Genomic DNA, 13,088 nt, shown 5'->3' on the forward strand with positions numbered 1-13,088 from the left:
ACGAGGCGTTTATGGAACTCCGACGCTTAGGCCGCACCGATGTGCAGGTCAGCCTGATTTGCCTGGGCACGATGACCTGGGGCGAACAGAATACCGAAGCCGAAGCCCACGCGCAGCTCGACTTCGCCCTGGATCGGGGCATCAATTTCATCGATACGGCGGAAATGTACCCGGTGCCGCCGCGCGCCGAAACCCAGGGGCGGACGGAAGCCTTTATCGGCACCTGGCTCGCGAAGCGGCCTGCCGTGCGTGATAAAATCGTGCTGGCGACCAAGGTTGCGGGCGGCGGGCGGGCCATGCCCCATGTGCGTGGGGAAAACCGCAAGCTCGACCGCGCCAATATCAATGCCGCCATCGACGCCAGCCTGAAGCGGCTGCACACCGATTACGTCGATCTCTATCAAATCCACTGGCCGGATCGGGCGACCAATATGTTCGGGCAATTGGGCTATGTGCATACCCCGTCGCCCGACGCCGTGCCGATTGAAGATACCTTGGCGGCGCTGGCCGATTTGGTGACGGCTGGGAAAATCCGCGCGATTGGCCTGTCGAACGAAACCCCGTGGGGCGTGCATCGCTTTCTGCGTGCGGCAGAAACGCTGAACCTGCCGCGCGTCGTCTCGATCCAGAACCCCTATAGCTTGCTGAACCGGTCCTTCGAGGTCGGGCTTGCCGAAATGGCCATTCAGGAAGACGTTGGGCTGCTGGCCTATTCGCCGCTAGCGATGGGCGTGCTGGCCGGGAAATATTTCGATGGCGCCCGCCCCGCCGGGGCACGGCTGACGCTGTTCGACCGGTTTACCCGCTATTTCACCCCCCAGGCGGAACCGGCGGCGAAACTCTATGTCGATATTGCCCGCCGTCATGGCATTGATCCGGCCCATTTGGCGCTGGCCTATGTCAATAGCCGCCCGTTTGTGACCAGCAATATCATCGGCGCAACCACGCTGGAACAGCTTGAAACCAACATCGCCAGCGCCGCCGTGACGTTGTCGGATGAGGTCTTGGCAGAGATTGAGGCGGCGCATCAGATCCACCCCTATCCCTGCCCGTAAGCCTTAGTCCGGGGGCTTCGGCCCCCGGTTAAACGGTCTGCTTGACCTCGGCCACCGTCCCGCCGGTCAGCGCCGTCAGATCGACGGGGGTAAGGCGGAAGATGCTGGTCGGCGTTCCGGCGGCAGCCCAAAACTCAGTCATCGCCATAAGATCTGCATCGATCAGTACCAACCCCGGCTTGGCATGGCCGACCGGCGAGACGCCGCCGATGGCATAGCCCGTATGCTCCCGCACAAAGGCGGCGTCGGCGCGGGCGATGGGTTCGCCGATCACGGCCGTCACCTTGGCTTCATCGACCCGATTGGCACCGGAGGTGACGACTAGCACCGACCTGTCGGACGTCGGGGCGCGGAAAATCACCGATTTGGCAATCGCCGCGACGGCGCAGCCCAGGGCCTCGGCGGCTTCCTGGGCCGTGCGCGTCGGCTGATCGAACTCATAAACGGTGAAGGCGGGGCCGAGCAGCGCTTGCACGCGCAGGGCAGTCGGAGCAGTGGCGGGTTTCATACCCGTTAGATTAACAAATTCTCCCTAGGCCTCAAGCGGGGCCGCGCGCTTGAGCCGCCACCCGAACGAAACCCCAGCGACCGCCAGTAGGATCAGCCCGCCCCCCAAAAACTGGCTGGGGTGCAGCTTCTGGCCGAAGGCCCAATAATCCACCAGGATCGCCGCGATGGGATAGATGAAGGATAAAGCGGCGGTGGCGCTGGTCGGCAGGCGCTGTAAGGCGCTATAGAGCAATGTGTACATAATGCCGGTGTGGACGACGCCGAGCGTGATCAGCAAACCCCAGGGCAGCGGCGTCGTCGGCAGCTTATCCCAGGCCAGCAGCGGCGCCAGAACGAGCGTGCCGAGGACTAGTTGCACGCGCGCTAGGTGCTGCGGCGGGATGCCGGTCAACTGCTTGGTGATCAGGCTGAAAACGGCATAGAGAAACGCCGCGCCCAAGGCCAACGCGATACCGGACAGATAGGCGCCGGGTTCGATCAGAACGTCCGGTTCCACCTGCACGACCAGCAGCAGCCCGGCGAAGGCGGTGACCAGCCACAGAAGTTTCCAGAGCGGCAGGCGCTCGCGCCGCACCAGGGCTGCCAGTCCGACCAGCAAAAACGGCTGCACATTATAAGCGGCGGTCGCCATCGAGATGGAGGCGCGGCTGAAGGAGGCAAACAGCAGCAGCCAATTCCCCACCAGCGCCAACCCGCCAAGCAGCGCCAGCAGCAGGCTCGCGTGGGTCCAGACCGCGGGCGGCACCCGGCGCAACATCAGCGACAGAACGAGCGCGCCGATCAGGCAGCGGAAAAACACTACGGTCAGCGGCGGCTGATCCGACAGCAGCACCAGCCAGCCGATGGTGCCGGAAATCAGCATCGCGGCGATCATTTCGCCGGTGCCGCGACGGTCGAAGCGGTCCATGAGACACCCCCTCAGGTAAAAACTATTGATAGAATGACAGGGGCGGGGGCTGGTCTCTATGGGTGAAAATAGGCTATTATCCGTTAGTTCCTTTGATAGAAAGGAGATTAAGCAAAAATGCCTTCATTCATAGTTTCCGCGCTTGATGCGGTGGATCGGGCGCTGGTCGAAGCCCTGGCGGCGGATGCCCGCCAGCCGTTGAACGCTTTGGCGAAGCAGGTCGGCCTATCGGCGCCCAGCGTTTCCGACCGGCTGAAACGGCTGGAGGGGGCCGGGGTAATCCGGGGCTATACGGTCGATCTCGATCAAAAAGCCCTTGGGTATCGGCTGCAAGCCATTGTCCGCGTCAAGCCGCTACCGGGGCAGCTTCACATGGTTCAGCGCGCGCTGGAGGAGCAACCCTATGTGATCGAATGCGATAAGGTGACGGGCGACGATTGTTTCATCGTGCGCATCGTGCTGCGCGATATCGAGCAACTCGACGAGATTTTGGAGGGGCTAAGCGAGCGGGCGGAAACCAGCAGTGCCATCGTCAAAGCCTCCCCCGTGCCGCGCCGCCTGCCGCCGCTGGGCTGAGGTGCGCGCGCGGGGCTTGCCAAAGCGCGGGGGCTTGCCGACCATGTTTTCCCCAAGTTGACTGACAAGCGAGCACAGCATGACGGCCTATATTTTCCCCCCGGCGCCCCAGCCCTCGGTGGCCGTGACTGGCGAAACCGCGCGTTTTCCGGTGCGCCGTATTTTCTGCGTCGGCCGCAATTACGCCGAGCACGCCCGCGAGATGGGGCATAACCCAGAGCGGGAAGCGCCCTTCTTCTTCTCCAAGCCCGCCGATGCAGTCGTCGAGAGCGGGGCAAGCATCCCCTATCCGCCGGAAACCCGGAATCTGCACCATGAAATCGAGCTTGTGGTCGCCATCGGTCACGGCGGGGCGGCTATTCCGGCAGAAACGGCCCTGGATCATGTCTACGGCTATGGCGTCGGCATCGATCTAACCCGTCGCGACCTGCAAGGCGTCGCCAAGGCGGCGGGGCGGCCCTGGGATCTCGCCAAGGGTTTCGATCTCTCGGCGCCGGTCGGGCCGATCACGCCGGTTGCCGCTGGGGCACAAGGGGCCAAAGGTCGGATTTGGCTGGCGGTGAATGGCGTTGAAAAGCAAAGTGGTGATCTCGTGGATATGATCTGGCCGGTGGCCGATGTGATCGCCTTCCTCTCCCGCTCCGTCACCTTGGCGCCGGGCGATCTGATCATGACCGGTACGCCTGCCGGGGTTGGCCCGCTGGTGCCGGGCGATGTGGTGACGGGCGGCATTGACGGTTTGGGCGATATTCAACTGACGATCCAACCCGCCTGATCCAGACCCAGAAATAAATAACCCCCGAGGCGCAACCCGGGGGTTATTCATGTTTGCAAGCAGGATCTAAGGCGGTCCTCCGGTCAGATCGCATGACCGGCCCTGATAGGACAGAGGCAATGTCGCTTAGCAGGTTTTTTCATCATAGGGGGTGAGTCTTAACAAAACAATAGGATTAAGCGGAAAACCCCAGGGGCGGCATTTTTTTCCCGTTCCAATTGGACGGCGTACCGACTACCTTACCGGCAGGTGTCAGGGCAGTACACACTAAGACGTGCCTGTCTTACTGACACGAGATAGGCCAGTCCGCAAGTGTTTTGTATGACAGGGGCGGCTGGTGGTTCGGTCTTGCTGAGGGATTTGTGACAATGGCCATCCCCTTTTTCGATGAAGCGTATTACCTGCGCATGAATAAGGATGTCGCGGCGGCAGTTGCCCGGGGCGCGACGACGGCCGAAGAGCATTTCCAAAAGTTTGGCGCGGCAGAAAAGCGCAATCCGAACGGCTATTTCGACGCAAATTTCTATTTGTCGAAATATTCTGACGTGGCAACGTCTGTCAGTGCAAAAAAAATGACCGCCTATGATCATTTTATCAATTTTGGTATCAAGGAGGCGCGTGATCCAAGTGCGTTCTTCGATACGAACTATTATTTGAAGCATAATCCCGATGTTGCGGTCCTCGTGTATCGCAACGAAATTACGCCGTTCGAGCATTTTGCCCGCGCTGGCACTGTAATCGGGCGGACACCCAGCCCCTACTTCGAGCAAACGTCTTACCTAGCGGCCAATCCCGATGTTCAGGCGGCGGTCGCGCGCGGTAGTTTTATCAGCGCCTATGACCATTTCGTCAATTACGGGATTGCTGAAGGGCGCAGCTTGGGCAATGGCATCAACTTAGCCTCCTTTAAAGCCGATAAAACCTTCACCGATGCGATTTTCGCCGGAAAATTTTCAGCGGCCTATGCGCGCGTTGTACAGATGGCGCCGTTTCTCGGGACGTTTACCCTGCCCTCGGACTCGGGGGTCGATGTGTCGAAGTTGACGATTCCGACGGATTTCACGCCCGTGGCGGGGGCGCTTTTGTATATTCCCGTCGGTCTGGATACGACGGGTAAGACCATTCCTGCCTACTACGTCAGCGCAAATTCGCCGAAAATCGCGTCCTCGGTTCCGGCAGACAATGCTAGCGGTGCAGACCCGAAGGCCGATCTGACGATTACCTTTAATAAGGAAGTGTCGTTGGGGGCGAGCGGGTCTCTCTACCTTTATAAAGCCGATGGAACGCTGGTGGAGGTTTTCACGGTCAAATCGTCGGCGGTCAAAGTGGCGACGACGAAGCTAACGATCAATCCGACCGATGATCTCGCGGCGAACGGTTCTTATTACGTTAAAATGGACGCCGGGTTTGTGAAGGATAAGGACGGTAATAATTTTGCCGGGATTTCCGACACGACGACGCTGAACTTTAGCACCGGGACGAATTTCACCATCACCAATACCGGTGGTCAGATCGTCGCCACGGGCGTTGCGACCGCCCTGGTGGAAGCTGATTTGGGAACCCAGAAGATCAGCGGAGCAGACATCGGCGGCAATCCATCGAATAATATCGACCTGTCTGGTGTTTTGAGCTTCGGATCGAAAATTGTCGGGAACGCCAGCGATAATGTGATTATCGCGACCCGTTACTCCGATACGATCACGGGTGGTGAGGGCTTCGATACGATTACCGGCGGGGCGGGGAGTAATGTCTTCGTCTTCAATAATTCGGCGACGAAGGATGCTTCGGCCACGAAGTTCGATACGATCACCGATTGGCGGGCGGGGACGGATAATCGCCTCGATTTTTCGGCAGACCTGATCATCAAGACGACGCCAGACGTGGCGGGCGAAGTTGCCTCAGTCTCTGCGAAGGGTCTCGTCACTTTCAATGCTGGCGATACCACCCTCGCGCAGCATATCGCGGCCGTTGCCGATGCGTATAGTACGGCGAATGCGACCGTGATTTGGCAGGAGGGCGGTGATGCCTTCGTGTTCATTAGCGACGGTACAGCAGGCCTCTCCACCAACGATGTGGTGATCAAGCTCACCGGGGTAACCGCTGGCAGCGGCATAACGATTGCCGGGGGCGATATAACGTTGATCGGTTGAGGCGCGTGGCAAAAATACGCCACCTGTCACAAATCCGTTCGGCAGAGAGTTGTCTCGACTTCCTAATCTCTGTTAGGCTTACGGCCCTGACAATGGAGGCTCGTTGATCCGTGAACTATAACGGTCTGGCCAAAATCATTCCCTTTACGCCGCGCCCGCAGGTTCGCGTTGGTCCGCCCTGGACGACGACTGAGCTTGGCGAGCTGTTTCGGGTTGCGCATGTGTTGCGCCAATCAGGGATGACGATCGAGACCGATATGGGCCTATCGGACGAGGGCGATCCCTGGTTCGTTTTCTACAGCGTCCAGTCGGAAGATGTGATTGCCCATTTCGCCCGCATCAATGGCGAGATCGTAGTGCATGGCCTATCGTCCGGTGGCGTGGTCAGCGGCGTCAATCTCCATGATGTCGTGCGCCAGTTGCAGCCCGTGCAGACGATGGAACGTCAGCAGACGTCGCAGACGGATCGGTCCGTGGTGCTGCATCCGTTTATGCTGCTTGTCGCTTTTGTTGCGGCTTCCTTCCTAGCGACTGAGGAAAGTCAAGCGGCGACCCCGGTCGAAAAAACTGCGGCGAAGGCCGAGGCGGCAGGTGATGCAGCGGCCAAGGCCAAAGCCGACTGGATCGACCGGGCCATGACCTTGCTCTACAGCAAGGCGAAGGATCGGGGCGATGGTGGGATGGATTTGCCGTCGTCGCGCAAGATGGTCGCCGGCGATACGCTCCAACATTCGATGGCCCTGGTTATGCTGGCGGCCGCGATCTCTCAGGCGCAGGCGGACGTTTTTTCGTCCGAGGATGGGCTGGGCCTCGACGCTGGACCCGATTTGAAAATCGCGCCGGAAGCGCATAAGCTAGTGGCTGATGTTGCCGTAGTGGATGCTGCGGGGTCAGATGATCTTGGTATTCTGACGGCCTCTCAGGGAACGACGGCACCATCACAACCCGAAAATCATAGCTATTCCGATACGATTACACCCTTGCTGGGGGCGGATGCGGTCGGTTGGAACAGTCAAACTGTACCGACCGGGGGCGTGTCGAATGCCCTTATGGCGCCAGCAGCTCCCTTGCTCGTTCTACAGGCTGATAGCTCGGTTGGTGCGCCCGCACTACTATCGTCGGGCCAGGATCATGTTTCCCTACCAGAAATCGTTCCGGTGGTGACGTCAACGCCGGTTGCAAACGCCCCTGCAGCGACAGCCGGGGCGAAGCCCGCGACGGCTGTTGCGCCGACGACCGTGACGGCGGCAACCAGCCTAGATATCACTCTTGAAGGCGGCGCCCTCCAGTTCCATCAAAATAACGTGGATCTGCGATTGATCGATGTGGTTGCAACGCAACTGGATCAGGCTGAGGTTGTTGACCAATCGGGCGTGATAACGCTAGGTGGTCCTGCGGTGGTGGTTCCGGCCGTCAAAAATATCGTCTTGACCACTGCGCAAGAAAATGTGCTGGTCGAAACGGGGGATACCCGGATCAAGAATTTCGATTTTGGTGTCGATCTTTTGGTGATCAACGATCCGACGTTGCTGGTAAAGCAGCCGGATGTGATCTTCACTACGGCGGGCGATATCATCATTCAATTCAACGAAACGACGCGGGTTGTGCTGTTGGGCGTGTTCCAACCGTCGCAAATGGTCGCCGGTGTCGCGTCGGTTGACAGCATCTAAGGGCTGCCGCCCCATTGGGCGGGGCGGTTGACCATCTTATGAAACTTTTGTTCGTTCATCAGAATTTCCCGGGCCAGTTTAAAGCGCTGGCACCGGCCCTGGCTTCTATGAGCGGTGTTTCCGTCGCGGCGCTGTCGATGCAGGCGGGCAAGCAGTTTCCGGGCATCGCGGCTTTTGCGCATGCGCCGTCGCATGGGTCGACCCCGAATCTTCCCCCTTCTGTCAGCGATTTTGAAGCCAAGATGCTGCGGGCAACCTCTGCTGCGCGCATGGCACAGGCGATGCAAAAAGACGGGTTTACGCCCGATGTGATCATCGGCCATCCCGGGTGGGGGGAGACCCTCTTGCTGGGTGAGGTTTGGCCGAACGCCCGGCAACTGCACTTCCTTGAGTTTTTTTACCACAGCCGGGGTGGGGATACCGAGTTCGATCCCGAATTCAGCAACCCGAGTCTCGATAATTACATTCGCATCGTCAGCAAGCAGCCCGCGCCGCTGTGGGCCTTGCATCAAATGGATTGGGGCCTATCGCCGACCGAGTGGCAAAAGCAAACCTACCCGGAGCGCGAGTGGCCGCGCATGACCGTGATCCATGATGGCGTCGATACGCACACTATCAGGGCGAACCCGGAGATTCGTCTTACGCTTCAGGAGAAGGGGATCGCCCTTAAGGCGGGCGATCCGGTGATCACCTTCGTCAATCGCAACCTCGAACCCTATCGCGGTTACCATATTTTCATGCGGGCGCTGCCGGAGATTCTGGAAAAGCACCCGACGGCGCATGTGCTGATCGTTGGCGGCGATGGGGTCAGCTATGGCGCGCCGCCGCCGCCGGGCGGCCCCTCGTGGAAGCAACGCTTCTTAAACGAGGTTGCGGATCGGATTGACCGGAACCGGGTGCATTTTCTCGGCAATCTTCCTTACAATACCTTTATCGGCCTGCTGCAACTCTCGGCGGTTCACGTCTATCTCACCTACCCGTTCGTTCTTTCCTGGTCGCTGATGGAGGCGATGGCTTGCGAATGCCTGATCATCGGTTCGCGCACGGCCCCAGTGATGGAAGTGGTCGAAGACGGTCAGACCGGCGTGCTCGTTGATTTTTTCGATCCGCAAGCCTTGGCCGCCGCCGTTCTGGATGGATTGGCGCGGCCCGATTTCTATCGGCCAATGCGCCAAGCGGCGCGGCGCAAGATCATTGAAAAATATGATCTTAACACCGTGTGTCTTCCGGCTCAAATCGAGCTCGTTCGTGCGGTCGCGGCAAAGACCCGCAGATAAACCCGCGTTTTCGCGCAGGCGCCATGCGGGCAATTACTCAGGCAAAGCCTTGTATTAAGGGCAGTTTTTCCCATCTATACGCCTGCCTTATTCAACAGGTGACCGAAAGGGTTCTGCTTGCGCACGGCTGTTCGCCATGTCAGGTTGACCCCATTCGCTTTGTCGATTAAGTCTTACGCGCCGCACAATATACAGTAACTTGTTAACGGTCTGCCGCGCTGCCTATTGCAGGGGCGTCGCTCGTCGTTGCAGGCAAGGCGAGAAGGAGTGCGCCTAGGTGTCTCAAGGTAAAAACGATACGGCGAAGGTCAGCGCGCTGAAGCGCGCGTTGCGTACCTGCCGCGGGGCTTTTTGGGCCACGGCGGGGTTCAGCTTCGTCATCAATCTGCTCATGTTCGTGCAACCGCTGTACATGTTGCAGGTTTACGACCGGGTGCTGGTCAGCCGCAGCGAATCGACGCTGGTGTTCCTCACGATTATCGCCGGTGCCATGCTGCTGATGATGGCACTGCTCGAGCTGGTTCGCTCTCGCGTGCTGGTTCGTGTCGGGGCCCATTTGGACCGACAGTTAAGCCATAAGGTTTTTCGCGCTGTCTTTACTCCCGGAAGCCGCCCGAGCGGTGGCGCCCAGGCGCTCGGGGATCTCAATACGGTCCGGGAATTTCTCACGGGGTCCGGTTTTATCTCCTTCTGCGATGCACCGTGGGCTCCGATCTTTTTGGTCATCGCCTTTCTCATTCATCCCTGGCTCGGCGTTCTCAGCGTCGTATCGATGCTCATTCTCGTTTTCCTGGCAGTCTTGAACGAAATTTCGACCCGGAAGACACTTCAAGACGCCGGGAAAATGTCGATGGCGGCCAGCCAGTATGCCCAAAACAGCATGCGAAGTGCCGAGGCCCTTCAGGCGATGGGCATGATGCCGGGGATTGCTGCGCGCTGGTCGCGCAAGCATGGCCGAATGCTGGAACTGCAAGCCTTGGCTAGTGATCGCGCCGGGGTGATCGTCGGTCTCAGCAAGTTCACCCGCATCTTCGTGCAGGTGATGGTGCTGGGGTTGGGGGCCTATTTGTCGATCGAAAATCTGATCACCGGCGGGATGATTATCGCCTGTTCCATCATCCTTGGCCGCGCGCTGCAGCCGGTGGAAATGGTGATCGGCCAGTGGAAATTCCTGGTGAATGCCCGCGCCGCCTATGGTCGACTCAACGATATGCTTAGCGCGGCGCCGCAAGATCACAACAGCATGCCGCTGCCGCGCCCGGAAGGCCGCTTGACGGTGGAACGCGCGGTTGCGATGCAGCCGGGGACGCAGGTTGCCATCTTGAAGGGTGTCTCTTTCGCGCTCGAGCCGGGTGAAGTGCTGGGCGTTATCGGCCCGAGTGCTGCCGGGAAATCGACCTTAGCGCGGGTTCTGATCGGGATTTGGCCGGTCGTTGCTGGGGCGGTGCGCTTGGACGGGGTGGATATCCATCAATGGTCGCGTGAAGAAGTGGGGCCGCATCTCGGGTATCTGCCGCAGGATGTGGCGCTATTCGACGGGACGATTGCCGAAAATATCGCCCGCTTTGGCACGGTTGACTCGCTCGCCGTCATCGAGGCGGCCCAAAAAGCGGGTGTGCACGAGATGATCCTCGGGTTCCCCAATGGCTACGATACGATCATTGGGGATGGTGGCCATGTGCTGTCCGGTGGTCAGCGTCAGCGGATCGGGTTGGCCCGTGCCCTCTACGGGCGCCCCGCCTTTGTGCTGCTCGACGAGCCGAACTCGAACCTCGACAGTACCGGCGAAGAGGCGCTGATGCGCGCCATCCACCAGATGCGCCAGGAAAAAACCACGGTCGTGGTGATTTCTCACCGCATGAATATCCTCACCGGTGTCGATAAGATCATGCTGCTAACGGAAGGTCAGGTGGCGCAGTTTGGGCCGCGCGATCAGGTGATCAGCCAATTGACCCGGCCGGTCCCCCCGCCGCAACCGCAAGCCCAACAGCAACCCCGTCCGGCGGCGCCGCCGACGGTGACCCCCCTGCAACCCGCAGCGGCGGCTGGGACGCCGCCCGCACCGGGCAATGGTCCGGCCGCTACGGACGGTCAGGAAAGGAAAACGACATGAGCAACGGAACGCTAGCCCCTCGCCCTGCGTCGGGGGAGCCGGTGCCGACGGATCGCAATAATCCCGTCGTCACGTTGCAAGGGGTCGAGTTTCAGGAGGTTGCCGACCATACAACGCCGATCAACTACCGCAAACCCATGCGGTTCGGTCTGGCGGCGATTGTGCTGGGGGTTGGCGTCTTCGGGGTTTGGGCATCCTTAGCGCCGCTCGATGCTGCCGTTGTGGCACACGGCACCTTGGTCGTCGAAAGCAAGCGCAAGACGGTTCAGCATCTCGAAGGCGGGATCATTAAGGACCTTTTGGTGCGCGACGGTCAGGCGGTCACGGAAGGCCAGCCGGTCATCCGGCTCGACCCAACCCGGGCCCAGGCGAACCTCACGCTTGCTCAAGGCCAGCTTGACGCCGCGATGGCGCTCGATGCGCGTCTGGTCGCCGAGCGCGACCGCGCGAAAGAGATCGCCTTCCCGCAGGAGCTGCTGAGCCGCGCCGCCGAACCGCAGGTTAAGCAGTTGATGGATGTGCAGCGCCGTCAGTTTGTCGAACGGCGCCTGTCGCTCGACAATCAAATGGCGATCAACGAGCAGCGCATCGAACAGCTTCGGGCGCAGATCCAGGGTTTCCGGGTGCTGGAGCAAAGCAAGCTCGAGCAGATTCAGCTTTACGAAGGCCAGCTTGTCGGTCTGCGCGATCTCGAAAAGAAGGGCTTCTTCCCCAAATCGCGCCTGCTGGAAATGGAACGCGACCTCGCCCGGATTAAAGGGGATCGCGGCAACGACATCCAGTCGATGGCGCGGTCAGAAATGGCCATCGGCGAAACCAAACTGCAGACAGCCCAGCTTCGGCAGAAATTTACCGAAGACGTGCTGGCGCAATTGCGCGACACGCAGAACCAGATTGCCGATCTGCGTCAGCGGGTGGTTGCCGCGCAGGATGTTTTAACGCGCCTCGATGTGATCGCGCCGCAGTCCGGCGTCGTCCAAAATATGAAGTTCTCCACCGTCGGCGGGGTCATTCAGCCCGGCCAGGCGTTGATGGAAATCGTGCCGGTCGATGATCGTCTGATCGTCGAAGCCCAGGTGACGCCGAACGATATCGAAGCCATTCATCTCGGTCAGGCGGCGGAACTGCGGTTCAGCACGCTGAATGCCCGCCATACGCCGGTGATCGATGCCAAGGTGATTACGGCAACGCCGGATCGGTTGATCGACGAACGCTCGGGCGCCCCCTACTTCATGGTCAAGCTCGAAGTCGTGCCCGGCCAGGAAGAGAAGCTGGGCGATCTAAAGCTGCAAGCCGGGTTGCCGGTCGATGCGATGGTCAAGGTCGCGCCGCGCTCGGCCCTTGAATATATGGTCCAGCCCTTGACGGATCATATCTTCCGGGCCTTGACGGAACGCTGATCAGTCGCACCGCCGTTGCCGGACACGCCCGGGGACGGCGGTGCGATCAACCGCTTGACGCTCCGCCCAAACCGGGCTATACATCAACTTACATACCCCCTGGGGCGGGGCCAGAAACGGCCGCGATCAACCGCAGGGGCGTACTCCAACCCAATGGTGCGTCATGTATAGCCATCCCCAACAAGGTAGGTCGCCAGAAACCGCAGAGCTGCGCAAGCGCGTCGGCGTCTGGCTGCAAACTTTGCGGGAGGCCCGGGGTCTTTCCCAGCGTCAGCTCGCGGTGGCGCTGGGAATTGACTATTACACCTTTATCTCGCAGGTCGAATCGGGCCGGGGCCGGATTCCGCCAGATCGCTACGCCGCCTGGGCGGGCGCGCTGGGGGTTGAGCTAAAACCCTTCGTGCGGGTTTTGATGCGCCATTATGACCCGATGACATACGAATGTCTGTTCGATGATGTCGACTCGGCGCTTCCGGGTTTTGACTCTCTTAAGGTTGGACGCCAATAGCTTCTATTAACTAAAAAAAACGGCATCCCCCCTTGCGATGGGGGTGTTCGTATGGTAGTTACGCTACGGTTTAAAATCGTCTTACGCGATTTTGGGCCGGTTGGATGTTGTTTGAGAAGCCAATAGGACGGCTTGTCATTTGTCATC

The 13,088-nt window shown here is 59.8% G+C and carries 11 protein-coding genes; 9 read left to right on the plus strand and 2 right to left on the minus strand.

Annotation, left to right across the window (positions count from 1 at the left end):
- The first annotated feature begins 11 nt into the window (after positions 1–11).
- Complete coding sequence (locus tag CHR90_RS12785; RefSeq protein ID WP_094409404.1) at positions 12–1,055, plus strand: NADP(H)-dependent aldo-keto reductase; 1,044 nt, start codon at positions 12–14, stop codon at positions 1,053–1,055.
- 28 nt (positions 1,056–1,083) lie between these two features.
- Here the strand turns inward: CHR90_RS12785 and CHR90_RS12790 are convergent, their stop codons facing one another.
- Both CHR90_RS12790 and CHR90_RS12795 read right to left on the minus strand, forming a co-directional pair.
- Complete coding sequence (locus tag CHR90_RS12790; RefSeq protein ID WP_094409405.1) at positions 1,084–1,563, minus strand: YbaK/EbsC family protein; 480 nt, start codon at positions 1,561–1,563, stop codon at positions 1,084–1,086.
- 24 nt (positions 1,564–1,587) lie between these two features.
- Positions 1,588–2,472: a DMT family transporter gene (locus CHR90_RS12795; RefSeq protein ID WP_094409406.1), complete on the minus strand. Its 885-nt coding sequence runs from the start codon at positions 2,470–2,472 to the stop codon at positions 1,588–1,590.
- A gap of 117 nt (positions 2,473–2,589) precedes the next feature.
- On the opposite strand from CHR90_RS12795, the gene CHR90_RS12800 reads away from it, so the two are divergent.
- The 8 genes from CHR90_RS12800 to CHR90_RS12835 all read left to right on the plus strand — a co-directional run bounded on the left by CHR90_RS12800 (position 2,590) and on the right by CHR90_RS12835 (position 12,941).
- The gene (locus CHR90_RS12800) at positions 2,590–3,048 is read left to right on the plus strand and encodes an Lrp/AsnC family transcriptional regulator (protein WP_094409407.1); all 459 of its coding nucleotides are present in this window, start codon (positions 2,590–2,592) and stop codon (positions 3,046–3,048) included.
- A 79-nt stretch (positions 3,049–3,127) separates the two neighbouring features.
- The gene (locus CHR90_RS12805; RefSeq protein WP_094409408.1) at positions 3,128–3,823 is read left to right on the plus strand and encodes a fumarylacetoacetate hydrolase family protein; all 696 of its coding nucleotides are present in this window, start codon (positions 3,128–3,130) and stop codon (positions 3,821–3,823) included.
- Between the two features lie 368 nt (positions 3,824–4,191).
- On the plus strand, positions 4,192–5,973 hold the full coding sequence (locus tag CHR90_RS12810) for an Ig-like domain-containing protein (RefSeq protein ID WP_094409409.1): 1,782 nt from the start codon (positions 4,192–4,194) through the stop codon (positions 5,971–5,973).
- Positions 5,974–6,083: 110 nt separating this feature from the next.
- Complete coding sequence (locus CHR90_RS12815; protein WP_094409410.1) at positions 6,084–7,643, plus strand: hypothetical protein; 1,560 nt, start codon at positions 6,084–6,086, stop codon at positions 7,641–7,643.
- Positions 7,644–7,681: 38 nt separating this feature from the next.
- Positions 7,682–8,920, plus strand: a complete 1,239-nt coding sequence (locus CHR90_RS12820) for a glycosyltransferase (RefSeq protein WP_094409411.1) — start codon at positions 7,682–7,684, stop codon at positions 8,918–8,920.
- Positions 8,921–9,197: 277 nt separating this feature from the next.
- The gene (locus tag CHR90_RS12825) at positions 9,198–11,033 is read left to right on the plus strand and encodes a type I secretion system permease/ATPase (protein ID WP_094409412.1); all 1,836 of its coding nucleotides are present in this window, start codon (positions 9,198–9,200) and stop codon (positions 11,031–11,033) included.
- On the plus strand, positions 11,030–12,433 hold the full coding sequence (locus CHR90_RS12830) for an HlyD family type I secretion periplasmic adaptor subunit (RefSeq protein WP_094409413.1): 1,404 nt from the start codon (positions 11,030–11,032) through the stop codon (positions 12,431–12,433). The genes CHR90_RS12825 and CHR90_RS12830 overlap by 4 nt, the downstream gene beginning before the upstream one ends.
- A 163-nt stretch (positions 12,434–12,596) precedes the next feature.
- Positions 12,597–12,941: a helix-turn-helix domain-containing protein gene (locus CHR90_RS12835; RefSeq protein WP_094409414.1), complete on the plus strand. Its 345-nt coding sequence runs from the start codon at positions 12,597–12,599 to the stop codon at positions 12,939–12,941.
- The last annotated feature ends 147 nt before the right edge of the window (positions 12,942–13,088 follow it).

The organism is Elstera cyanobacteriorum, from assembly GCF_002251735.1.
GTDB lineage: Bacteria > Pseudomonadota > Alphaproteobacteria > Elsterales > Elsteraceae > Elstera > Elstera cyanobacteriorum.